Annotated in this window: 19 protein-coding genes; 6 read left to right on the top strand and 13 right to left on the bottom strand. The window is 60.6% G+C overall.

From position 1 onward, the window contains the following. Positions 1-2: 2 nt before the first annotated feature. Positions 3-947 (bottom strand): sterol desaturase family protein, encoded by a 945-nt coding sequence (locus ACFOZ5_RS03985; RefSeq protein WP_379885558.1) that lies wholly within the window; start codon positions 945-947, stop codon positions 3-5. A gap of 861 nt (positions 948-1,808) precedes the next feature. On the opposite strand from ACFOZ5_RS03985, the gene ACFOZ5_RS03990 reads away from it, so the two are divergent. Together ACFOZ5_RS03990 and ACFOZ5_RS03995 are read left to right on the top strand one after the other, a co-directional pair. After that, positions 1,809-3,011 carry an efflux RND transporter periplasmic adaptor subunit gene (locus ACFOZ5_RS03990; protein ID WP_379885559.1) on the top strand — a complete coding sequence of 401 codons (1,203 nt, stop codon included), beginning with the start codon at positions 1,809-1,811 and terminating at the stop codon, positions 3,009-3,011. Position 3,012: 1 nt separating this feature from the next. Continuing rightward, positions 3,013-6,270, top strand: a complete 3,258-nt coding sequence (locus ACFOZ5_RS03995) for an efflux RND transporter permease subunit (RefSeq protein WP_379885560.1) — start codon at positions 3,013-3,015, stop codon at positions 6,268-6,270. Between the two features lie 122 nt (positions 6,271-6,392). Here the strand turns inward: ACFOZ5_RS03995 and ACFOZ5_RS04000 are convergent, their stop codons facing one another. The 4 genes from ACFOZ5_RS04000 to ACFOZ5_RS04015 all read right to left on the bottom strand — a co-directional run bounded on the left by ACFOZ5_RS04000 (position 6,393) and on the right by ACFOZ5_RS04015 (position 11,243). Beyond that, on the bottom strand, positions 6,393-7,493 hold the full coding sequence (locus tag ACFOZ5_RS04000; RefSeq protein ID WP_379885561.1) for a hypothetical protein: 1,101 nt from the start codon (positions 7,491-7,493) through the stop codon (positions 6,393-6,395). After that, positions 7,483-9,141: a GH3 family domain-containing protein gene (locus tag ACFOZ5_RS04005; protein WP_379885562.1), complete on the bottom strand. Its 1,659-nt coding sequence runs from the start codon at positions 9,139-9,141 to the stop codon at positions 7,483-7,485. The genes ACFOZ5_RS04000 and ACFOZ5_RS04005 overlap by 11 nt, the downstream gene beginning before the upstream one ends. After that, a complete protein-coding gene (locus tag ACFOZ5_RS04010; protein ID WP_379885564.1) occupies positions 9,138-9,929 on the bottom strand; it encodes a hypothetical protein in 792 nt (263 codons plus the stop codon). Before ACFOZ5_RS04010 ends, ACFOZ5_RS04005 begins: the two co-directional genes overlap by 4 nt. 441 nt (positions 9,930-10,370) lie before the next feature. Next, complete coding sequence (locus ACFOZ5_RS04015; protein WP_379885565.1) at positions 10,371-11,243, bottom strand: helix-turn-helix domain-containing protein; 873 nt, start codon at positions 11,241-11,243, stop codon at positions 10,371-10,373. A gap of 514 nt (positions 11,244-11,757) precedes the next feature. On the opposite strand from ACFOZ5_RS04015, the gene ACFOZ5_RS04020 reads away from it, so the two are divergent. Further along, positions 11,758-12,282, top strand: a complete 525-nt coding sequence (locus ACFOZ5_RS04020) for a PadR family transcriptional regulator (protein ID WP_379885567.1) — start codon at positions 11,758-11,760, stop codon at positions 12,280-12,282. Here ACFOZ5_RS04020 and ACFOZ5_RS04025 read toward each other — a convergent pair. From ACFOZ5_RS04025 to ACFOZ5_RS04045, 5 genes are all read right to left on the bottom strand, one after another. Further along, positions 12,274-13,161, bottom strand: a complete 888-nt coding sequence (locus tag ACFOZ5_RS04025) for a helix-turn-helix transcriptional regulator (protein ID WP_379885568.1) — start codon at positions 13,159-13,161, stop codon at positions 12,274-12,276. The two genes, ACFOZ5_RS04020 and ACFOZ5_RS04025, sit on opposite strands and share 9 nt — an antisense overlap. Before the next feature lie 106 nt (positions 13,162-13,267). Next, on the bottom strand, positions 13,268-14,191 hold the full coding sequence (locus ACFOZ5_RS04030; RefSeq protein ID WP_379885569.1) for an alpha/beta hydrolase family protein: 924 nt from the start codon (positions 14,189-14,191) through the stop codon (positions 13,268-13,270). Between the two features lie 255 nt (positions 14,192-14,446). Then, positions 14,447-15,442 carry an NAD(P)H-dependent flavin oxidoreductase gene (locus ACFOZ5_RS04035; RefSeq protein WP_379885570.1) on the bottom strand — a complete coding sequence of 332 codons (996 nt, stop codon included), beginning with the start codon at positions 15,440-15,442 and terminating at the stop codon, positions 14,447-14,449. Between the two features lie 158 nt (positions 15,443-15,600). Next, positions 15,601-16,257, bottom strand: coding sequence for a DsbA family oxidoreductase (locus ACFOZ5_RS04040; RefSeq protein ID WP_379885571.1), 657 nt, complete (start codon positions 16,255-16,257; stop codon positions 15,601-15,603). A 152-nt stretch (positions 16,258-16,409) separates the two neighbouring features. After that, positions 16,410-16,568: a YqaE/Pmp3 family membrane protein gene (locus tag ACFOZ5_RS04045; protein WP_379885572.1), complete on the bottom strand. Its 159-nt coding sequence runs from the start codon at positions 16,566-16,568 to the stop codon at positions 16,410-16,412. 196 nt (positions 16,569-16,764) lie between these two features. Between ACFOZ5_RS04045 and ACFOZ5_RS04050 the strand changes: the two genes are divergently transcribed. Continuing rightward, positions 16,765-17,508, top strand: coding sequence for a spermidine synthase (locus tag ACFOZ5_RS04050; RefSeq protein WP_379885573.1), 744 nt, complete (start codon positions 16,765-16,767; stop codon positions 17,506-17,508). 70 nt (positions 17,509-17,578) lie between these two features. Here the strand turns inward: ACFOZ5_RS04050 and ACFOZ5_RS04055 are convergent, their stop codons facing one another. From ACFOZ5_RS04055 to ACFOZ5_RS04065, 3 genes are all read right to left on the bottom strand, one after another. Next, positions 17,579-18,007, bottom strand: a complete 429-nt coding sequence (locus ACFOZ5_RS04055) for a hypothetical protein (RefSeq protein ID WP_379885575.1) — start codon at positions 18,005-18,007, stop codon at positions 17,579-17,581. 147 nt (positions 18,008-18,154) lie between these two features. Then, positions 18,155-18,583 (bottom strand): organic hydroperoxide resistance protein, encoded by a 429-nt coding sequence (locus ACFOZ5_RS04060; RefSeq protein ID WP_379885577.1) that lies wholly within the window; start codon positions 18,581-18,583, stop codon positions 18,155-18,157. A gap of 147 nt (positions 18,584-18,730) precedes the next feature. Next, positions 18,731-19,168, bottom strand: a complete 438-nt coding sequence (locus ACFOZ5_RS04065) for an ankyrin repeat domain-containing protein (protein WP_379885579.1) — start codon at positions 19,166-19,168, stop codon at positions 18,731-18,733. A 139-nt stretch (positions 19,169-19,307) separates the two neighbouring features. Between ACFOZ5_RS04065 and ACFOZ5_RS04070 the strand changes: the two genes are divergently transcribed. Both ACFOZ5_RS04070 and ACFOZ5_RS04075 read left to right on the top strand, forming a co-directional pair. After that, on the top strand, positions 19,308-20,087 hold the full coding sequence (locus ACFOZ5_RS04070; RefSeq protein ID WP_379885581.1) for a TSUP family transporter: 780 nt from the start codon (positions 19,308-19,310) through the stop codon (positions 20,085-20,087). Positions 20,088-20,185: 98 nt separating this feature from the next. Beyond that, positions 20,186-22,270, top strand: a complete 2,085-nt coding sequence (locus ACFOZ5_RS04075) for a TonB-dependent siderophore receptor (protein ID WP_379885583.1) — start codon at positions 20,186-20,188, stop codon at positions 22,268-22,270. The last annotated feature ends 32 nt before the right edge of the window (positions 22,271-22,302 follow it).

Raw genomic sequence — 22,302 nt, forward strand, 5'->3', positions numbered from 1 at the left:
GGCTACGTTTCTGCAGCCACCGGGTTGGGGCGGGCGTCCGCCTGGCCCTGGGCTGACCCGGCTTTCTCCGGTTTCCGGATGGGCTTACGGAACGGGTATATCAGCTGCTGCCAGTAGTTGTTCAGCGGGTAATCCTGCTCATGGGACAGGCCAAGCTTTTCCGGCATGTCCCGGTCTTTCGGGTAGTAGAAAGTGCCGAACAGGTGATCCCAGATCATGATGCCGCCGAAGTTCTTGGCTTCACTCATTTTGGTGGAGTGGTGCCAGCGGTGGATCTCGTTGGTGCCGATCAGGTAGTTCAGGGCGCCGTGCTTCAGGTCGATGTTCAGGTGGGTGATGGTGGCCAGCACGCTGCCGATCACCGCCACGGCCACAAATCCCTCCTGGCTGATGCCGGACTGAAGAAGCACGAATACCGGAATAAAGCGGCGTACCAGAACGTCCAGTGGGTGCACCCGGTAGGCATTCATCAGGGTGACCCGATGGGCGCTATGGTGAACGGAATGCAGTTTCCACAGCGCGGGAACCGTATGGGCCATGCGGTGAGTGGTGTAGAACATGAAATCAAAGATCAGCAGGCCACAGATCACCTGGGCCCACATGGGCAGGTTGGACAGCCCGAAGGAGGGGCTCAGCAGCCCGAAGTGAATCAGCAGGCTGGACGATGCCAGACCGAAGAACAGGGTGACCATCAGGTTCTGGACACTGCTCAGCAGAAACATGAAGCCGTTGGAAACGACGTCGGTGAGCAGCTCCCCCTGCTCCAGGGGTTTCTTGTGCTTTGGCATCACGAACTGCAGTACCAGCCCCAACGCATAGTAGGGCAGCAGGAACCACAGGAAAAGCTGGCTGCTGTCGTAGTCAAAGGCTGCGATGGCCACAATGGCCAGTAGCAGGAAGACGTAGAGATAACCTCGTGAGACGAGGCTCCTGAACAATTGGGGCATTACCCACCTCCTTTTGGTTTGGCGAACTCTGAACAATGCATCAGGACACTTCAGAGGTTTAGTGTCCCGTGCGGTTGATTCGCTGGCCTACTGCGTGACGCTGGGGCCTCTGGCCAAGGCGCCAGTCCGAAGGTGTGGTGGTTCCACATCAAGGGCTGGCAACACCGGCCAGAGGCCCCAGCGTCGCGCCCTTCGGGAGCCACTGAGAGCCTTGATAGCCGCGTTGCGCTGACTCGATTTGGAACCACCAAACCTTCGCCACCGCGCCTTGCTCTCAAGGCTCTCAGTGGCTCAGTAGGTCAGCGAATCAACCGAACGGGACACTTGTTGGCGTTTGTCCCTGTAACGATTCGTGGGAAGGTTTGTACCACGGAGATAAAGGTGGATTTGTGGGGTTCATCTCAGCGTTTGGACAAGCACCGTAGAGTTACCGTATGGTCACGAAATGGTCAGCGTAACGTTATGATATAAGTGACAAAAGTCTCACAGCGCCTGTCAGGATTTCCGACTGTTGTGAGATGCTCCACATGCCCTTCTTGAGGGCAAATATGGATGGCAGATGACGGATGTGGAACCGGTACTCACTTCCGGTAGTCAGGGGTGCTGATTCGATAGCTGTCCTGATATGTTATCGCCTCTCCCGGACCGGGGATGTGGCAAGCGCACCGTAGCGTTATGGCATCGTCGGACCGGGCCGGCGACGCATCGCCCGCACTCTGGAGGCCATTCCGGCCCCCTGCAGTTCCAGAGTGATCCCGGTCCCGCAAAAGGGAAGTCAACGGAAGATCCGATGTTCAGGAGCCCCCGCGCCACTTCAGGTAATGCCGGCGCCTGACATGTCATGGAGGAGTCAGCGCAGGAATGAATCAGGGAACATCCTTTTTCGGTCGTTGGGTCAGCGATCCCCGCTATGCCTCAGCCTGGGTACTGGCGCTGCTGGTGCTGGCCCTGGTGTTTATCTACCGGGGTGCGCCCGATACGGTGACCCATACCCCCCGGCTGGAATCGCCGGAATTCCGTATCCACTCCGTGGAGCTGGAGCCGGTCACACTGAAACTCCACAGTCAGGGAACCGCCCGTGCCCAGGATCGCCTGGCGCTCACCTTCCGCGCCGGCGGTGAGGTGATCGAGGTCGCCGACAGCATGGCCAGCGGCGGCTGGGTGGAGAAAGGCGAGGTGCTGGTCCGGCTGGACCCGGAGCCCTTCGAGCTGGACGTGGCCCAGCGTCGCCACGATGTGGAATCCGCCAAGCTGCACCTGGAACAGGCCCAGGCCAAGGCCACCATTGCCCGCCGCAGCCCCAGCCGTAACGCTACCGACTTTGCTCTCAATGTCCCCCAGCTGCGGGAGGCCCGGGCCCGGGTGCAGATGGCCCGGGCGGCTCTGAATCAGGCGGTCAGTGATCTGGAGCGGGCCACCATGAAGGCCCCGTTCAGTGGCCGGTTGGAGCAGGTACGGGTGTCCGTGGGGCAGACGGTTGGCGGCGGCGAATCCCTCGGGGAACTGTTCAGTTCACAGCGCATGGAGGTGCGGCTGCCGGTGCGCAACGAATGGTTGGACCTGATGGCGGTCTTCCCGGATGAACCGGACAAGGCCCTGGAGATACCCGTACGGCTAAGCGGCAGTTTTGGTGGCAGGGAGCGCCACTGGGATGCGGTCATTACCCGTCGGGAGAGTGGCGTCAGCAGCAACCAGATGAGCTGGCTGATTGCGGAAGTGGACCCGGAATCCGGTTCCGTACCCCTGGAACCCCGGGTCTATGTGGATGCACAGATCCAGGGTCGCCGCCTGTCCGAGGTGGCCACCATCCCCCGCTCCGCCATGATTACCAACAACGAGATATGGGTTGTGGACGAAGCCAACCGGCTTCGTCGTCAGCAGGTGGAATGGGCTTATCGCGATGATGAGTCGGTCTATGTCACGGAGGGCCTGGAGGCCGGCCAGCGCATTCTGGAGAAGGGCTCCGACCACCTGCTGGAAGGGTCGGAAATCCGTGTGCTGGGTGATCCGCAACCGGCGCAGAGCGACGAGCCCACCTCCGGCCGCATCGTCAGGGACGTGTAATATGTTCCGCAGCATCGAGTGGTTTACCCGCAACCCGGCGGTCGCCAACCTGCTGGCGCTACTGCTGCTGGTGGGCGGCTTTCTGGCCATTCCCCAGACCCGGCAGGAAACGCTGCCCAACCTGCCACTGGATCGCATCGGTGTGGTGGCAAAGCTGCAGGGTGCGTCCCCGGAAGTGATCGAGCAGACCCTCTGCTCGCCCCTGGAGACCGCCCTTTATACCATTGAAGGCATCGACAACATTCGCAGCGAATCCCGGGAGGGGCTCTGCTCCATCACCGTGGATGTGGTGGAAGGGTACGACTCCGGCGAGGTGCGTAACCGCATGGCGGCCCGGGTGGAAACCCTTAACACCCTGCCACCGGACGCCGAGGAACCGGTGGTGGAAGAGGCCGTCTATCGCAATCGGGTCGCCCGCCTGCTGGTAGTGGCTGACGCCAAGCCCCGGGCACTGCATCAGGTGGCCTGGCAGCTGCGGGACCAGCTGCTGGACCACCCGTCGATTGTTGACGTGGAACTGGAAGGCCTGCCGGCGCGGGAGGTGGCCCTGGAGGTTGCCCGGGAAGATCTGTACCGGTACGACCTGACGTTTGCGGGCGTCGCTGATGCCATCTCCCGCAACCTGGGCCGGGCTTCCGGCGGCATGCTGCGGGGCCCCAGTGCCAACTCGCTGATCCTGTCCGGGGAGGCGGTGACCGACCCGGAAGACTACCGCGATGTGACCGTGCGCCGGACCGGGGAAGGGGAGCGCTTGGTGCTGGGGGATTTTGCCTTTGTGCGGGACGGCTTCACCCGGGATGCCATGGCGGCCTGGTTCAACGGTCGCCCAGCGGTGGCCCTGGATGTGTACCGCATCGGCGACCAGGATGTGGTGGAAACCGCCGAAGCCGTGCACCGCTTCGTGCGGGATGCCACGCTCCCCCGGGACATGGAGCTGATCCTGTGGCGGGACGATTCCCGCCAGTACCGGGATCGTTCGGACCTGCTGTGGAAGAATGCGTTGCAGGGCCTGATCATGCTGATCCTGCTGCTGGCCTTGTTCTTCGGCCTGCGCTTGTCGGCCTGGGTGGGCCTGGGTATTCCGGTGGCCATGGTGGGTGCCTGCATCATCCTGCCGTTGACGGGGTTTTCCTTCAATACCATCTCCCTGTTTGCCTTCATCCTGGTGCTGGGCATTGTGGTGGACGACGCGGTGATCGTGGGTGAGAGCGTCGACGACCAGGCACGGCGACTGGGGCCGGGCATCGACGCCGTGCTGGAAGGCGTGCGCCGGGTGGCTCTGCCCATTACCGTGGCGGTGGTAACCACGGCCATCGGTTTCCTGCCGATGATGTTCCTGCCGGGCCCGGAGGGAGACCTGATGCGGGTGGTACCGGTGGTGGCGATCACCGTGCTGGCGTTGTCACTGGTGGAGTCGCTGTGGATCCTGCCCTCTCACCTGGCCCACTCCATGAGTCGCTCCCGGGCGGTGTCGGGCAGGTTCAGCCAGCGGGTGAACCGTTGGTTCGATGGCCAGATCCGGCGGCGGGTTCTGCCCTTCATGGGCGCGGCCCTCAATGCCCGGATGATGGTCCTGTTGCTGTTCCTGTCAATGTTCGGGGTATGCGTGGCGCTGCTTCACAGTGGCTGGCTGAGCGTGACCTTCCAGTCTCAGGTTACCGGCAACAAGGTGATGGTGGATGTGGAGTTCCCCCCGGGCACCAGCAGCCAGCGGGTGTTGCGGGCCACCGAAACCTTGCAGGTCTCCGCCCAGTTCCTCAGCAGTACCCTGGAGAAGGACCACGGTGAGCCTGTTATTGACGATATTTACGTGGAGCAGGGGCGGCGCAACAACCACTCCACCGCCCACGACCCTGGCGCCTACCTCCGCGCACGGGTCACCGTGGCCATGGTTGGTGGCGACCTGCCAGTCACTCCGGATCAGGTAAGGGAACAGTGGCGCAGGCTCCAGCCGGAGATCGCCGGTGCTGTGTCCATGCGCTTTCACTCCACCATCAACCGGGTGCTGCCGGATCTGCACGTGAACCTCTATCACCCGGACCTCGACCGACTGGCAGAAATGTCACAGGCCCTGGAGCAGGAGCTGAGGGAGATATCCGGCGTGTTCGAAGTGGCCAATGGCATGAGCTCCCGCTTCTCGGAGATCAACCTGGCGGTACGCCCCGGCGCCCGTCTGGGTGGGGTGACAGAAGCCGAGCTGGGAGACCAGGTTCAGTCGGCCTTCCAGGGCATTGTCATCGACCAGTTGCCCCAGGGCGACCACGATGTACCCGTGGTGCTGCGGTTGCCGGCGGAACAGAGCAACAGCCTCGGTCACCTGGAACAGCTGCCCATCCGCCTGTCGGACGACTCGGTGGCACCACTGGTGGCCCTGGCCGAGCCGCAACGGCGTGAACGCCCGGCGGTAATCCAGCATTACGATCGCAACCGCAGTGTGTCGGTCACCGCCTATGTCGACACCCGGCTGACGTCCCCCGGACGGGTGATGGCATTCCTGCAGGAGGGTTTTCTGGCAGAACTGGCCCAGCAATGGCCGGGCGCCCGCTGGTCCGTGGCCGGCAAACCCATCAGCATCACCAGGTTCGTCAATCATCTCACCATTGGCTACAGTGCCGCCCTGCTGGCCATGTTCTTCGTGCTCACCATGATGTTTGGCCGTTACTGGCAGCCGTTGCTGATCCTGATGGCGATACCCTTCGGTATGGTGGGCGCCTTCCTGGGGCATATGTTGCTCGGTTTCGAGCTGACCCTGTGGTCCATCATCGGGGTGGTGGCGGTCAGTGGCGTGGTGATCAACGACAACCTGGTGCTGATTGACCACGCCAACCACCTGCGGGCGCGCTATGAAACCCAACGGGAAGCCTTGCTGGAAGCGTTGGCCGGGCGTATACGCCCGATCATGCTGACCACCCTGACCACCTCGCTGGCAGTGGCGCCACTGGCGTTCGAGACCAGTCCCCAGGCGGCCTTCCTGGTCCCCATGGCGATATCCCTGGGCTTCGGTGTGCTGTTTGCCAGCCTCACCACCATCTTCATGGTGCCGTCGATGATCATGATCGCCGAGGATGTGGTGAAGCTGATACGGCGGCTCCGTGTCAGGGGCCATACCGTGTCGGAACGGGACTCGGTGGAGGAAGCCTACCGTGTAGGGTTGCAGACGGCCGACAGTGGTCATGCAGAAAACCCCTACGAGAACGATGTACTGCGGGCCAGCTGGGAAGCGGGTGTCAGTGACGGGCTGGCAGCCGCTGCCGGATAAGGTCGCCCCTTAATTCTCCTGTGGTTAGTGATGTCGGGTGTTGTCTAGGCCGGGGCTCGAACAGCGGCAGTCAGTGCCAGGAATGCGGCGAGGCCATGGCCGCCACCCCGACGCGACAGCAACTAAAGCCTGGCAATATCGGCATGAGGAATCCGTTTCGGGTCGATCCAGGGTCTGTGTTCCCGGCCCCAGGTGCCAATGAAGTGGTGGCTCAGCAGCGTCCGCCGGGGGAAGGACCGGGGCCCGTGGCTCAGGGGATCGGCGGTAAAGAACCCGCAGGCAATGGCGTCGTAGTCCCGGGCGGGACCCTGCAGCAGGGCGTTGACCAGCATCCGCAGCAGGTTGATGTCGTGATTGCGGATCACCACGGTGTGCAGGGTCAGGTAGCTCAGACACCCGCCCACCTTGGGCAGTGGCATCCCACGGGTGGCTTTCGCCCACATATTGTACAGCGGGCGCCCGAGCCTGACCGGCTTGCTGTAGGCGGCCACCCGGGTCTGCTTGAAGGGTTTCTGGTCCCAGGTGCCGGCCAGGCCGGCCAGCTCCCCGTCTTCAAAGATCAGGTAGTAGTCACTGACCGACAGCGCCCGGTACCAGGGGCCGGGGTCTTTCAGTTCATTGAGGTCATGGTAGTGAAAATACTGGCGTTTCGGGCCCTCCTCATCCAGCAGGGCCTGCATCGCGGGCAGGTCCTCCGGGGTGGCCGGGCGGATCTCCACCGAGGGTGCCTGGAACTTGCGGGAGGCCCGCCCGTAAATCAGGCTGGTCTCGATGCTCCCCTTGGCACTCAGATCCGGCATGAGCTTGCGGGGGCGCATCATGGTGGCCAGGAACGAGTGGTTTTCTTCCAGTACGACCGCCTGGAAAAGTTCGTCGTCGGCCATCATCTCGCGGGTGGTCTGGAACGCCATGCCCAGGGCCCGGGTACCGCGAACGCTGGGGTCCAGGCGCAGGTCATGGAGGTAGCGTACCCGCTGTAACTCGCCGTTGATGAACAGCCGGCGGGTGCCGATATTGAAAATGCCCAGGGTGGATTGCGCCTTCGGCTCCGGGGTTCGCAGAATGAACACTTCCGGATCTTCAGCGCTGATGGCTGCCCCGTGGAAATAGTTTGGTGACCGCTCGAAACTGAGGCTGATGGCGCCGGGCTGGGGGATCGTCGACAGTAGCGACAGGATATCCCCGTTGTCATCAGGCCGGGCGCGGCTGACTTCAAGCTTCATGGAGAACCTCCTTTTCTCCGACACGGGCAGGTGCAAAGGCCGCAGGGAGGTCGCCGGGCCAGTGCTTCAGGGATTCCACCTTGATATCCCCTTCGATCATGCCCCGCGCCTTGCAGGCCTCGAGGTACAGGCGGTGGGCATCGTGGATGCAGACACAGCGCACCGGCTCAAGCTGGTCGAGGTCCCGCGCCAGACGGTAGTGGAAGCTCGCGCGCAGGTAATCCTCCAGCGAGTGTGCCCAGGACCGGGCCCGGGTTTCCCACTGCTCCGGTGATTCCTTTTGCGGCAGGTTAACCACCAGCACATAGGCGGGACGACCACTGTGGCCACCGTGGGTTGCCCCCAGCACCGTCACGGGCTGCGCTGTTCCCGGCCAGGGCGTGTCGTTGAGCCACTGCTGAACCGTAACCGCGTCCATTTTTTCGCCCACCAGGTCCACTGTGTTACTCCGGCCCAGGAAGCGCAGGCAGGGCAACTGGCCCATATGGCCGGTGACCTCGACCAGATCCCCCAGCCGGTACCGCAGCAGCCCGGAGCCGGCGGTAATCAGCGGCGAAACCTGCTGCCCCGGTTGCAGGTCCCAGGCAGGATGAATCCGGCCTGTGTCTGAATCCTCGAACTCGTAGAAATGGGAATTTGCCGCCAGCACATGCTGGTCGCCGTAGGGAATGGTGACCACGCCTTCCGTCGCCCACAGCGCCTTGCCCTGAAACCCGGCCTGGGGCAGGGTCCTGCGTAGCTCGTTGGCCCAGGGGGCGGCCGAGGCGGTTCCCCAGGCGCTGACCAACGCCAGCTGCGGCCACAGTTCCCGGAAGAATGCCGGGTCGGCACGGCCGTCCCAGGTGGCAAGCAGGGAGGCCGCTGCCGGATTCCGGGGCGCTTCCAGGTGCTTCAGCGCCTGCTGGCGATCGCCCCAGGAACCGGTGCGCAGCACCTCGACCAACGCTTCTCGCCAGGCTCCAAGATTACTGAGCAACCCCAGGGCAAAGGTGGGACTCCAGACGGACATGGCCGCCAGATCGGAAGTGGCTGCCAGGCAGGCAACCGTGGCGAACATGGAGTCGTCGGACGTGGGGGCCAGGGCGACACCATCCGGCACCGCCTGGGTTTGTCCCATCAGGATCCGCTTGCCGGTGCTGAGCAGTTTCATGTCATCGTTGAGCTGATCACTACCCTGCTTGCGCATGGATGAGGGTAGCCAGGACAACGACCAGTACTGTTTGCCCCGGGCAATGCCGGGAAACTGGCGGTACAGGTCCGACATCCATGGCGCTATGGCGCCATCAAGCTCCTGAAGGAACTGACGGGTGTAGGGTATCCACTTGATGGCCGAGCTGGACCCGCTGGTGGGCTGGTAACGCTGCGCCGGTGAGCTGGTCAGGCGCTGACGACCGGTCTCCATCTGATTGGAGACCAGGTCTCGCCACTGATCATAGCTTGTGACCGGCTCGCTGGCAGCGAAGTCCTCCCACCGCCAGCCGCCGTGCCAGAGCGCCTGCTGGTCACGGACGGCGCTCACCTGACGGAGAATGCGGGCCAGACGTTCCCGCTGCGCGGTTTCCAGGTCGGACTGCCGGGCCCGGAAACGACGTTCGCCCGGTCTCAGGATCTGCCGCAGAACACCATGGCCCAGACGAGTACTGATCATCTTGCCCCCAGAGCCCTGAGGCGCCCGCCCATCTTGCCAAGGGATTTCGCCGAGGATTGCAGCCACCACTTGGACAGGGCACGGAAGATGGTGGTGTAGGACAACAGGGCAATACAGGGCAGCTCGGTACCCCGGTTCCAGGTGGGGTTACGCTGGCGGAAGAAATCGATCTTGGGTACCTCCCGGGCCAGTTCATCGGTCACCGCGGCGACACCCTGGCGCAGCCGCTGGGCGGATTCACCGAAATCCAGCACCCGGGTGTCGGGGTCATAGTGACCCGGAAACAGCCGCTCGCAGTAGGATTTGACCAGCGGTTCCAGGTCTTCATGGCGTTCTTCCGGATGGGGGTAGTACTGGTCGAAATTGTTGGCCATCAGCAGGTAGGTCTTATAGCCCTTGCTGATCAGCAGCCAGAACAGTGGCGTGGATGGCCGGCGCAGTTTCTGGCGGATGATGTAACGCATGAAGGCGAAGTGCAGGGCCCGTGAGCCCCAGTATTCTGGCATGACTATGGTATCGCCGCTGAACACGCCGGAGCCCTGGTTGCCATTCTCACCCATGGGCATGGTAACGATGGATGAAAAGCCCACGATACGGCCCTGTTCCGGTTCCCGTAGCAATATGGCGCCATCTTTCTTGCTCAGGTCGGCCATGAAGGTTTCCAGGTCAGTGTGCTCGTAGTGGGCCTTGAAGATGGCGTACATCTCCTTGACCTGGCGGATGTGTATGCGGTTCAGGGGGGTGAACCGGGCGTGTAGACGTCGGGATCTGGGGGATTGTTCGGTCATTTTTCTTTCCTCGCTTTTGATGTCGACGCGGACAGCACAAGCGTGTCGAAACATGTCTTCCTGAATGTGAGTGCCCGGCCCATTGAGATGACTGCCGGGCGGTCACCGGGCGTAAGACCAGAGCCTCGGAGACGGGTGAACGGTATAGCGCGGGGCGGGATGGGGCTTGCACAAGGTGATAGCCGCCTGTTCGGGTAATGCAGGAATGTTGGGGGGGTCACAAAACCGGCGCGGATGACGATGTTTCTGTCAGCTGTTTAATATTGTGTTCAGTAAACCGGTAACCGCTCCGATACGGGTGGTTCGTGCGAACCACCGCACCAAAATGGATGTTGTAACCATTTTGAATGGATGGAATGTGAATCAGGCCCTGAACAGGCTCAGAAAATTACTAATCAGGTTAGTTTGGCGTCATGTCGGTGTGCTAATGGAGTTGCCCGGTCAGATCGCTGGCTGGCCCTCCAGCAGGGGGGCCACCAGACTGGTGGCAGAGGAATCGAGGATTGCCTCCAGGTGGGGCGGATTCAGGAAGGTTGAAGAGGGCGTTACGCCATTTACCTGCCGGTAGCAGCGGGACAGGTGAGCCGAGTTGGAGAACCCGGCAAGCAGGGCCGCTTCGGTGACCGAATAGCCCAGGGCCATGATAATGGTGCTGATAAAGACACGATACCGAACCCGATACTGGGTGATAGGCAGGCCGGCCTGTTCCTTGAAGAGTTTCTCCAGGCGGGATTCCGACAGGTTTACTTCATTCGCCAGTTCAGTGAGGGTGGGTGAATCATGGAGTTCGGCGCGGATGCGTTTGGCTACTGTCAGCAGCCTGGGGTCGTATTCCCGGAACACCAATCCCTGTAGCGGTTTGGGTATCAGGGCGTCACGGATGATTGAGCGGGCCTCCTGTGTGGTGATGACGGACTGGTTCCTGACTTTCATCATGGCTCGTATCACCGCCGACTCATCCGCGTGATGGCAGAAAATTCCCTGGCCAACCTCTGTCATGTGGCTGGCCAGGGCGGCATGGTCCTGGGAGAACGGGGCCAGGAAGTAGATGCCCAGCACCGCCTGCCGGCTTTCAATCAGCTTACGGTCCAGCCAGATTCCGGGAGGGATGAGGCAGGTTCGGGTCGAAATGGGAGGGCCCTCACCGGCCTTGACGTTGAGGGTGCCCTGCAGGCAGACCACCATAAGCTCTTGCGTTGTTCGATAGGGTTCCTGGCGGCTGACGTAGGTACCAAGGAACATCACTTCCCGACTCCAGATGAACAGTCGGGGGGTCTTGCTTGAAATGTGGTTGGTATTGTTCTTGTTGGTCATCTTATAGCCCTGCTGAATGCCTTTCAGCGGGAGATCCTTTCGTTTGTTATTGAGGGTCGCATGCCTGTCGCCTCATTCCGTGGACGAGAGACAAACTGTCAACGACGCCTGTCATGATTAGTAATAGCAGTAGCGTGTCAGGCGTGGGCAATGCACTTCACAATTTCCGAAGCCTGTATATTTCCCGCCAGAGATTAACCGCCAAACGGCCCGGTGTGAGCCAGAGGGAACTGTGCCGTAATGTAACTGGCTGTTTTTGTTGGTCTTGGTTTCTGTATGCTGGCGGGAACTCTAGAGTACCGTCAGAACGTCGGCTTTCACGAATTGGCACTCATGCGTAACTGCATCACAAAGTTTGGCGGGTTGAGTGTCGTCCAGTTTCCATCTGGGCATGGATTTCGCCAGTGGTGTTTTCCACTGTCGTTTGATTCTACGTCGGGCGGATAGCTCGGTCAGATCAGCACTACCGGCATCTGAATTGGCGCGCCGGCCCATTGCGGATAGAATCACCGCCATGTCGATTCAACATGCCCTACTCACTTCGCTCCTCGAGAAGCCCTCCACCGGTTATCAGCTCGCCCGGCGTTTTGACCGATCCATCGGTCATTTCTGGCAGGCGACCCACCAGCAGATCTACCGTGAGCTTGGCCGCATGGCGGCGGCCGGCTGGGTGGAGGTGGAAGAAAAGGGCGATGACGGCACCCGCAAACGCAAGGTGTACCATGTTCTTCCCGAGGGGCAGGACGAGCTGGTGCGCTGGGCGTCAGAGCCCGGCAGTTCCGGTGTAAGCAATGAGGCGCTGATGGTGAAGATACGGGCCGAGGCGGTGTTGGGCCCCATTGGCGTCCGTCATGAGCTGGAGCGGCTGATTGCCTGGCATGAAGATCGACTGGCCAGCTATCGTGCCATTGAGGCCAGGGATTTCCCGAAGCCCGACATGCCCCGGGGCCAGCGCCTGCAGCACCGGGTGCTGCTCAAGGGGATTTCGGCAGAGGAAGACTGGCTGCGGTGGGCCCGGGAAACGCTGCCGCTACTCTGATACCACCTGCGGCCGTCCCCCGGATGCCGGCACGTCGCGAATCACTTGCAGTACTGACTTGAGTGCTCGCTGATCGATCAGGGTTTCGGTGCCGGACTTGAAAAACGTCTTCGAAGCGGTCTCACCGGTCAGCGTCCTGAAGGTGCGTGAAAAATGGGAAGAGCTGGAAAATCCCGCCTTGTGGGCGGCGTCGGTAATCGAGTACCCCATGCCCAACAGGATTGACGCCACATAGATCCGGTACCTCAGCCGGTACTGGGTGACCGGCAGGCCGGTTTGTTCCTTGAACAGTTTTTCCAGGTAAGAGGCAGACAGCCCAACGTCGGTGGCGAACCTTTCCAGCGGCATGTTCATGCTGGCGGTGCGCTGGAGTTCCCGCACTACCCTGATCACCCGCGGGTCATAGACCCTGAAAACCTTTGATGCCAGGGTGTCCGGAAACAGACACCGGTGCATCTGTTGGCGGATCCGGTCGCTGGCAGGGTTGGGGGCATCGCGAGCATCGAGCAGTTCACGAATCAGGCGGGTTTCTTCCGGGTGATTGTAGTACAGACCATTGCCGGCGCTGCTCATGAGGCTGACCAGGGCCGGATGGTCCTGGGAAAGTGGTTGCAGCAACCAGGTGGCTGTCACAGCATCACGGCTATCAACGGTTGATGTGTCATGCCAATGGCCGGCGGGCACAAGACAACTGCGTGTGCTTAGCCGCTGACCATCAACAACAATAGTGAGAAATCCATCCAGGCTGATCAACAGCTTGTCCTGGAAAACCCGGTGCGGTGCCGGTTGAGCGGCCAGCGTGGGCAAATGCAGGAGGTTCCGGTTCCAGACGTACAGCCGTGGGCCGGGTGATGAGTGCTGCCGATGTGGGGTGGCCATCCTTGGTCTGGTCTTCCTTGGTATTCCTGAGTAACTGAGCTGGCCCTGTCGTCCGACAGGGCCAGGCCTGATGGTCAGTATGTTGTTTTACGGGTTTGCGGCAGTTTTAGCTGCAGTTGCCGCGGTACTCGGAGATATCCAGGTCTGACTCGTGACGGGGTCCACAGATAAACTGTTCATAGCGCTTGTCGTTGTCCATGTGGACTTTCATCCAGGATACGCCAAGACGTCCGAGAACATCGTTGTACACCGTACCTCCGTTTGCGCAGAAATGGGTGCCCAGACTGATTTCCACGAAGGCTTTGGGTGTGGAATCGGGAATCGCTCTGTAGAACGGGGAAGCATGGAGGGCCACAGGAGCCACCACATCAGCGCCACAGGCGAAGATCATGGTCGGTGTACGAACATCCCTGGCGTAACGGCTGGATGTATCCCAGGGTGCCAGTGGGATGGCAGCGCGAAGGCGACCTTCTGAGGCCACTCGCAGCGTGCCGCCTCCCCCCATGGACCAGCCGATGACACCCAGGCGGTCTTCATCAATCATACCGCTGACGGGGCTGGTAGCGGAGCGATTCTGATCAATGAGGTAGTCCAGAGCGGCGTTGATCTGACGGGCGCGGCTGGGTGGCTGGTCAAAGCCGGTGTTGGTATCGATGGTCATGACGACAAACCCATAGGAGGCCAGTTTCGGGCCCCACCAGTCGATGGACGACTCGGCGGAAACAAAGCCCGGGATGACCACGACTGCGCCCATGGTGCCGGAGGTGCCTGTGGGATAGTGAATGTTGCCACCACCGAAGCCGCTGACCAGGCCGGATACGCGCTCAGAGCGGACCGACAGATGTCCCTCGCGAGCTTCCAGGAAGCGCTCGGTGGGATCAGGCCCGCGCTCGTAACCACAGTCTGTCTGGCAGGGGTCTGGTGGAGTGCCGTTGTCTCCGCCGCCACTGACTGCCATAACAGAGGCTGAAAACAGCAGGGAGCCTGCTGCCAGTATAGATAATGCCGAATTTACGCTTTTTTTGATCATGGGGTTTCCCTGAGACGTTCTCTTGGTTTGTTGTTTCGGGTTTTGCTTACCCGCAGCAAAGGTAACCAAAGAGATTGGTCGCGGCTTTCACGAACTGGCGATAAAACGCGGTCTGGTTCGCAAAAGGGGGGAGGTTGGCGGGGAAAGTTGGTGACGAAAATTTCAGGATCTGTTAAGCAAACTTTGTGGCTCTGGTCGCTGTATTGAGCGACAGAGGGTAAATTCGGGGGCCTGAATGGCCCCCGTCGAGTTCAATCAGGCGGGTTCTGTCACAGCTTCGGTGTTAGTGTCAGTCAGCGCCAGCCGTTGGCGCGCCTGGCCATACTCGCGGATCAAACGCGTAACCAGGCTGTTCACGTCGCCTACTTCCTTGACCGCGCCGACACCCTGACCGGCACCCCAGATATCTCGCCATGCTTTACTCTTGGCGCTGCTACCTGAACCGAAGTTCATCTTTGACGGGTCGGATTCAGGCAGGGCGTTGGGGTCCAGTCCGGCACCCTCGATACTTTTTTTCAGGTAGTTGCCGTGTATGCCGGTGAACAGGTTTGAGTAGACAATGTCGTCGGCGCCGCTGTCGACAATCATCTGCTTGTAGGCTTCGTCGGCGTTGGCCTCCCGGGTCGCAATAAAAGCAGAGCCAATATAGGCCAGGTCGGCGCCGGCAGCCTGGGCGGCCAGCACGGCGTTGCCATTGGCGATGGAGCCTGACAGCAGCAGCGGGCCGTCAAACCATTCACGGATTTCCTGGATCAGGGCGAACGGCGATTGGGTTCCGGCATGGCCGCCTGCACCCGCAGCAACCGCAATCAGGCCATCGGCGCCTTTTTCGATGGCTTTTCTGGCAAACCGGTTGTTAATGACGTCGTGCAGGGTGATACCGCCCCATTCGTGGACCTTCTGGTTCAGGTCCTCCCGGGCGCCCAGGGACGTAATGATGATGGGTACCTTGTATTTGGCGCACAGGTCCAGGTCGTGTTCCAGCCGGTCGTTGGAGCGGTGGACGATCTGGTTGACCGCAAACGGAGCCGCCGGCTTGTCCGGGTTCCGGGCGTTATATTCGGCCAGCTCGGTGGTGATCCGCTCCAGCCATTCCTCAAGCACGTGGGCGGGGCGGGCATTGAGTGCAGGGAAGGACCCCACAATGCCGGCCTTGCACTGGGCAATGACCAGATCCGGGTTGGAAATGATAAACAGGGGAGAGGCAACTGCCGGCAGCGACAGGCCCTTGAGGTTATCCGGTAATGACATGACAGCTCCTGAGCAGGTCCACCGACGGACGGGCGCGGTGGAAGGGGTTAGGCAGACGCTACCAGGAAGACGTTGTCTCTCTGGTGCAACCAGTTGCACAAAATTACCAGCGAGCGGGTTTTTGTGCAACTGGTTTCATAAATGTCTGTCGGGGCCTGTCAGGTCTCATCCGCGGCTTCGCTGGCGACCTTGCGCAGGGCTTCCACCAGCGTACCGGGTTCCTGGGCGCCAGAGATCATGTACCGGCGATTGAGCACAAAGGCGGGAACGCCGGTAACGCCTGCCTGTTGCCAGTAGGCTTCCTCCTGCCGGACCTCGTCTGCGTAGCGGTCGGAGCTGAGCAGATCGCGGGCCTGGTCGCCGTCCAGGCCGATTCGTTCCGCCTGAGCCTGAAGTACGTCGTGGTCGGCAATATTGGCAGCGTGTCCGAAGTAGGCGTCAAACAGTGCCATTTTCATTTCCGTCTGGCGGTTGTGTTCCCCGGCCCATTTCACCAGCCGGTGCCCATCGAAGGTGTTGCGGGTATAGCGCTCCTGCATGCGGGAAAAGTTCAGACCCAGCTCAGTGGCGATGCGCATCATGTCGGCCTGGGCCGCCTCCATTTCCTGGGGGCTGCGTCCATATTTGCGCGCCAGGGCCTGGAGGATGGGCTGGCCATCGCCGGACGCGTCGGGGTTGAGCTCGAAGGCGTGCCACTGGACCTGGAAGGTGATGTCGTCCTTCAGCTGTTCCATGGCCTGCTGCAAACGGGCATAGCCGATGGCACACCAGGGGCAGGCAATGTCGGAAACGATGTCGATCTGAAGTTCGGTCATGGAGGCTCTCGTTATGGTTGATGCATGGTTCCGGGGCAGGTGTTCCGGGACGCTATGACGCCACTGTATACGAGAGAACGGGGTTTGCCGATGTTTGAACGAAAGGGGAGTATGGCACGGCCGCAAGGCGCAGCCATGCCCGACTGGTGGAATTATTTTTTCGCGATTACCCACACCGCGTGCACAATACCGGGGATATAGCCCAATATTGTCAGCAGAATGTTTATCCAGAAGTGTTTGCCGATGCCCACCTGGAGGAAGACGCCCAGTGGTGGTAGAAGAATAGCGATCAGAATGCGGATCAGGTCCATGGGAAAACTCCTCAACGGCCTGTTTGGGTTGAATGGGGGCATTCATCCATGGCCCTGCTGCAGTATCCTTTTGCGCCCAGCTTGCTACTGAATCTTGTGATGAAGATTAGCAATAAAACCCGGGGGCTGGGTTAAAGTTGGGCAATATGGAATCGAGCAACCAACCGTCCCGCCAGCGAGGTGCGACTGACCTGCCATGTTGAGACCGTCCCTGTCAGGCGATGTGGTACACCATACCCGGGATGCCGTCGGCCCGATTATGGTGATTGACTATCGCCGCCATCGGGTGCTGACCTTTGACTCGGTGTTTGAGCAAAGCAAGGTTGACCGACGCCGACCATGGCTGCCGGTGCATGAATACAACCGGGCCATGCTGCTGCCTGTGGCCTGGCATCGACCCGCTCGTGCGGTGGTGCTGGGCGTTGGGGGTGGCACCCTTGTGGGGGCGCTCCACCACCTGTTGCCGGAGTGCGAGATCCAGGGTGTGGACATGCGCAGGGAAGTGGTCCGGGTGGCCCGGGATTACTTCAGCCTGCCGCAGACCGACAGGATTCACATCACCATTGCGGAAGCTCGCGGGGCCCTGGAGGATATGGCCGAGGGCAGTGCCGACCTGATTATGGCGGACCTCTATGGCGCTGATCGCATGAGCCCGGCCCAGTCACGGCGCCATTTCATTGATCTGTGTTACCAGGCCCTGTCGGATCGGGGCTGGCTGGCGATAAACTACCATCGTCCGCCAGACCCTGAGGGCAGACTTTTCCGGCAGCTGCGGCAACAATTCGGCAGCCTGTTCAGTTATACCAGCAAAACCAACAACACTGTCTTGCTGGCCTCCAGACAGCGGGTACCGCTGTTGTCGCCAAGCGACCCACTATTGAGTGAGCTGGAAACCGAGTTGCCTATCGCCTGGCGCAAGCTGATGGCAAAGCTGAGGTGACGCGATCAGCCCTGGCCACAAACATGCCATAGTGCCAGGGTGCGGACTGGCTACATTGGAAGGGTGCCGGTTACAGCCCCTGGTGGTCGGCTTGCGACAGCTTGCGTGCGCCCATTAAGGTCAGGAAGACTGCTACCCCCAGGCCCCAGAAGCCGTTCAGAATCAGGCCCCCGATCCAGGTCTGGGCGGTTACCTCCATTTCCTTCAGCGGAAAGACCACCAGCATGGCCACTGCAGTGGGGCCGATAGCGCCGAGGATGACCATCAGGCACCAGAATGCCAGCTTGCCGAGACGGCCAAGCAACGCCCACAGGACCATACCCCAGAGCCCGCCAAAGAACGCCAGTGACAATACGGCGGGCGCGCCAAACGGTGGTACCGGCCCCAGGTTGAATGGTGCCATCGGAACCACATCCGCCAGGTAGAAAAGGCCGAGTAATCCCTGGTGAAAAACGAGGGTGGCCAGGAAACCGCTGATAAATGCCTTGATCCATACCATGGGGGGTGTCTCCGTCCGGGTGGGGGTTACTGCAGTTTAGCGACTTGCGGCGCGTTAGGTAAGTGAACCGCCCGCGCCATCACCAGAACGGCGTCCTGGTGATGGCTTGTGCGAATAGTCAGGTAAAACGACTGACCAGGCCTGGTTTCAGTCTACCCGGGTAAGGGTGACGTCAATGTTGCCACGGGTGGCATTGGAGTAGGGGCACACCTGGTGGGCCATGTCGATCAGCTGTTGTGCCTGCTCGTCATCCATGCCAGGCAGCGAGATACGCAATTCCACCTGAATGCCAAAGCCGCCGTCAATCGGGCCAATGCCCACCAGGCCTTCCACGGATGTGTCCTCGGGCATCGGCAGCTTTGCCTTGCCGGCAACAACCTTCATGGCGCCGATGTAGCAGGCGGAGTAGCCAGCCGCAAACAGCTGCTCGGGGTTGGTGCCTTCACCACCAGCACCGCCCAGTGCCTGGGGAGTGGTGAGGGCAACGTCCAGTACGCCGTCGGATGAGATGGCACGGCCATCGCGGCCGCCGGTGGCTTCAGCGGACGCCGTATAAAGAACCTTTTCCAGTGACATGATGTTCTCCTTTTATTGGTTGGGGCTGAGCCCCTTGGCTCGTTGACAGTGAGAACACCTTACATGGCAAAACGATTGCCTGCAACTATATTGCGCACAATGTAATTGGGCAAAAATGTGACAGTCCCCAGGGTTCCCCCCGGGACACTAGTTCCTCTGTTCCAGACGATAGGTGGTGTCTGCGGCCAGGTTCTTCCGGGCCAGGTCCAGAGCGGTATGGCCGTCGCCATCGGTGAGTCCGGGGTCGGCGCCAGCGGCCAGCAGGGAGTCGAGCAGGTCGGTACGGTTGGCCATGGCCGCCTCCATCAGGGGGGTGCGTTGCCGGCTGTCGGGCTGGTCGGGGCGAGCACCCTGGGCCAGTAACAGGCGAACCGTTTCCGGGTGGCCATTGCGGGTGGCCAGTATCAGCAGGGTCTCGCCATTGCTGGTGTGCATGTTGACCGGTACGCCGGCCTCAAGCAGCGGGGCCAGCAGGGTGGCGCCACCGTTGCGGGCAAGGTCGAAGATCCCCTCGGCAAAGGCAATGGCGTCTTCGTCCTGGGCGTTTTCCGGTTGCTGTGGGTCATTCGGGTTATCCGTGTTCATGGGGCCTCCTTGTGGATGAGGTGAACATTGGGGCGATGGGTGAGAGCCACTGCGGTCGCCGGATAGCCTGTAACGCGGCGGGATACACTGTATGATCAGCAGCCCGTTTCTCCAGAGTATAACCCGGGAGCTGTGCCCGATGTCGTCCCTGGTCGCCTACCAGTATGTTCTTATCGCACTGATTTTTGTCTGGAGCGGGTTTGTCCGCTCGGGCCTGGGCTTTGGCGGGGCGGTTCTGTCGTTGCCATTCCTGCTGCTGGTACACAACGAACCACTGGTGTTTCTGCCCATTATCGCGGTGCACCTGCTGGTATTCTCTTCCCTGACCATCTGGCTGAATAACCGCCGCTCCGGCAGGTCTGCCGGGCAGCCCCACGACAGTACCGTTGACTGGCGCTATCTCTGGTATCTGCTGGGGGTGATGATCATACCCAAGCTGATCGGCGTGTTCGGGCTGATTACCCTTCCATCCCAGGTTCTCAGCGCCATTATTTTTGTGATTGTGGCGGTGTACTCCCTGTCCTACATTGTCAACCGGCCGTTTCGCAGCAGAAGCCGTGCCGTGGATGTCATGTTCCTGATGGTCGGGGGGTACATCAGCGGCACCTCGCTGATCGGGGCGCCGCTGATCATTGCGGTCGCCGCGCAGCACCTGCAGAAGTACAAGCTCCGGGATACGCTGTTTGCGCTCTGGTTCATCCTTGTGCTGATCAAAATGGCCGCCTTTATCTGGGCTGACGTTGACCTGCAGTTGATCCACCACCTCTGGCTGCTGCCCTGCGCCGCCGTCGGGCATGTTATCGGTCTGCGCCTGCACCAGCGAATGCTGCAGGCGGAAACCCCGGTGTTTTTCCGGGTGTTGGGTGTGGTGCTGCTGTTGGTCAGTCTGGTGGGTTTGCTGGAAGCCTTTCTCCGATGAGTTTTTATTGCAAGAGATAGTAATTCTCATTAGTATTCGTCTTCGGTTGTTGTTCCGGGGCAAAAGCCCCTGTTGTGCTCACAATCTGGAGAAGTTTTATGCTGCCTGATCAGGCTGGCGGTCGCTTGCGGCTGAAGGGGATTGTTCGTCTCACGGGATTGGGAATGGTATTCGCCGGGGTTGCGCCCGTGGTGTTGGCGCAATCAAACGGAGACCAGGAACCCGTTGGGCTGAATGCTCTTGAGGTTACCGGCAGCGTGCTGAAAGTGGATGTGCCGCTTGCGGAAACGCCCCAGCCTGCGTCAGTGGTGAACCGTGAAGAGCTGGATGATCGCAATGTGCAGTCACTGGACGAGAGCTTCCGCTACCGTTCCGGTGTGGTATCCGGTCACTATGGTGCGGACAACGACACCGACTGGTTCAAGGTGCGTGGTTTTGACCAGGCCACCTACCAGGACGGTCTGCGGATTTACCGTGAGGGTTACTACCAGTGGTTGCCCGAGACCTTCGGCCTGGAAAGGGTGGAAGTCTTCAAGGGGCCGGCGTCTATCCTCTATGGTGAAGCGCCTACCGGGGGCATTATCAATGCGGTCAGTAAACGCCCGTCCGATCAGGCCTCCGGCATCGTGGAAGTCCAGGCCGGCAACCGGGATCACCGTCAGCTGAACATCGATACCACCGGCCCGCTCACAGACAGGGTCAGCTACCGTCTGGTGGGCGTATACAAGGACCGGGAAGGGGACCTGGACCATACTGAGAATGAACGTTACTACCTGGCGCCCAGCCTCGCTGTCGAGCTGACCGACCAGACCCGACTGACACTTCTGTCGAGCCTGCAGAAGGACGATGGCGTACCGGTTAACGCCTTCAAGCTGCCCTATGGCACTGTTGATGACACCCCCTATGGCAAGGTGGATACGTCAACCAACCTGGGGCAACCCGGCTATGACAAGAACGAGCGTACCCAGGTAGCGGTTGGCTACGAGCTTGAACACGCCTTGAACCAGCAGTGGTCGTTCCTGCAGAACCTGCGATACAACAGGCTGGACCTGGAGTTGCGCAGCTCCTATGCCTCGTACCAGGACCCTGGCAACCCGAGAAATGTGGTCCAGGGGGTGGTATATCGTGAAGGTACAACCGATGGGTTGACCGTCGACAATCGCCTTGCCGGTCATTTCTTTACCGAGCGGACTGAAAACATCCTGTTGGTTGGGGTGGACTATCAGAACCTTTCAGGCGAGGGCGAGCAATACGACGACTTTCTTGGCTTTGGCACTGTCGACATGTTTGATCCCGTGTATGGCAACTACACCCCAGTGACCGACACTCAGCTGATGGACAGTGATACGGACAAGGAGCAGATCGGAGCGTACGTCCAGAATCAGCTCCGTATCGATGACCGGTGGGTGCTCATGGCCAGTGCACGCCATGACTGGGCCGAGACAGAAGCACAGACGGGAGCGAATACCCAGAAGTCTGACGATAGCCAGTGGTCCCTGTCGGGTGGTGTGATGTATCTGGCGGATAACGGCCTGTCGCCCTATGTAAGTTACAGCGAATCTTTCCAGCCCCTGCTGGCGACGGAAACCGACGGTGATCTCTATGAACCCCTGGAAGGCAAGCAGCTGGAAGCTGGCGTCAAGTACGCACCCACCTGGCTGGACGGTTATGTTTCCGCGGCGGTATACGAGCTGACAGAGGAAAACAGTCTTGTACAGGAAGGGCAGCGAACGGTTCAGGAAGGCGAAAAGCAGAGCCGTGGCTTTGAGCTCGAGGGTAATGCCTACCTGACGGACGAGTGGCAGTTGACCTTGGCCTACACCTATACCGATGCGGAAGATAAAAACGATGAGGTGCTGAACCAGCTGCCCTTGATACCACGGCATCGGGCTGCAATCTGGACGGACTACAGCCTGGCTGCCTGGGTGCCCGGGCTGAGCGTCGGTGGCGGGCTTCGTTACAATGGTGAATCTGTCGGCCACTCCTCCTCGGGGGCTACCAGGATTGAGGTTGACGCCTATACCGTCGCAGACCTCATGGCTCGCTATGATTTCAGCCGGAACTGGCGAGCCCAGGTGAATGTGAACAACCTGACTGATGAGGAGTACGTGGCCAGCTGTGACTACTACTGCTACTACGGTGAGTCCCGCAGCGTTATTGGCAGCCTGAGCTACCGCTGGTAAATCCGGTCTTCCGGCAGCCAGTCTGCCGGGAG

This window comes from Marinobacter lacisalsi, from assembly GCF_042651045.1.
Classification (GTDB): Bacteria; Pseudomonadota; Gammaproteobacteria; order Pseudomonadales; family Oleiphilaceae; genus Marinobacter; species Marinobacter lacisalsi.

What these genes read in the sequence shown, in the direction of transcription:
- ACFOZ5_RS04040 (WP_379885571.1), bottom strand. Translation starts at nt 16,257, where the DNA reads ATGACCGAACTTCAGATCGACATCGTTTCCGACATTGCCTGCCCCTGG.
- ACFOZ5_RS03985 (WP_379885558.1), bottom strand. Translation starts at nt 947, where the DNA reads ATGCCCCAATTGTTCAGGAGCCTCGTCTCACGAGGTTATCTCTACGTC.
- ACFOZ5_RS04065 (WP_379885579.1), bottom strand. Translation starts at nt 19,168, where the DNA reads ATGAACACGGATAACCCGAATGACCCACAGCAACCGGAAAACGCCCAG.
- ACFOZ5_RS04070 (WP_379885581.1), top strand. Translation starts at nt 19,308, where the DNA reads ATGTCGTCCCTGGTCGCCTACCAGTATGTTCTTATCGCACTGATTTTT.
- ACFOZ5_RS04010 (WP_379885564.1), bottom strand. Translation starts at nt 9,929, where the DNA reads ATGACCGAACAATCCCCCAGATCCCGACGTCTACACGCCCGGTTCACC.
- ACFOZ5_RS04045 (WP_379885572.1), bottom strand. Translation starts at nt 16,568, where the DNA reads ATGGACCTGATCCGCATTCTGATCGCTATTCTTCTACCACCACTGGGC.
- ACFOZ5_RS04015 (WP_379885565.1), bottom strand. Translation starts at nt 11,243, where the DNA reads ATGACCAACAAGAACAATACCAACCACATTTCAAGCAAGACCCCCCGA.
- ACFOZ5_RS04030 (WP_379885569.1), bottom strand. Translation starts at nt 14,191, where the DNA reads ATGATCAAAAAAAGCGTAAATTCGGCATTATCTATACTGGCAGCAGGC.
- ACFOZ5_RS04005 (WP_379885562.1), bottom strand. Translation starts at nt 9,141, where the DNA reads ATGATCAGTACTCGTCTGGGCCATGGTGTTCTGCGGCAGATCCTGAGA.
- ACFOZ5_RS03990 (WP_379885559.1), top strand. Translation starts at nt 1,809, where the DNA reads ATGAATCAGGGAACATCCTTTTTCGGTCGTTGGGTCAGCGATCCCCGC.
- ACFOZ5_RS04000 (WP_379885561.1), bottom strand. Translation starts at nt 7,493, where the DNA reads ATGAAGCTTGAAGTCAGCCGCGCCCGGCCTGATGACAACGGGGATATC.
- ACFOZ5_RS04060 (WP_379885577.1), bottom strand. Translation starts at nt 18,583, where the DNA reads ATGTCACTGGAAAAGGTTCTTTATACGGCGTCCGCTGAAGCCACCGGC.
- ACFOZ5_RS03995 (WP_379885560.1), top strand. Translation starts at nt 3,013, where the DNA reads ATGTTCCGCAGCATCGAGTGGTTTACCCGCAACCCGGCGGTCGCCAAC.
- ACFOZ5_RS04050 (WP_379885573.1), top strand. Translation starts at nt 16,765, where the DNA reads ATGTTGAGACCGTCCCTGTCAGGCGATGTGGTACACCATACCCGGGAT.
- ACFOZ5_RS04055 (WP_379885575.1), bottom strand. Translation starts at nt 18,007, where the DNA reads ATGGTATGGATCAAGGCATTTATCAGCGGTTTCCTGGCCACCCTCGTT.
- ACFOZ5_RS04075 (WP_379885583.1), top strand. Translation starts at nt 20,186, where the DNA reads ATGCTGCCTGATCAGGCTGGCGGTCGCTTGCGGCTGAAGGGGATTGTT.
- ACFOZ5_RS04020 (WP_379885567.1), top strand. Translation starts at nt 11,758, where the DNA reads ATGTCGATTCAACATGCCCTACTCACTTCGCTCCTCGAGAAGCCCTCC.
- ACFOZ5_RS04025 (WP_379885568.1), bottom strand. Translation starts at nt 13,161, where the DNA reads ATGGCCACCCCACATCGGCAGCACTCATCACCCGGCCCACGGCTGTAC.
- ACFOZ5_RS04035 (WP_379885570.1), bottom strand. Translation starts at nt 15,442, where the DNA reads ATGTCATTACCGGATAACCTCAAGGGCCTGTCGCTGCCGGCAGTTGCC.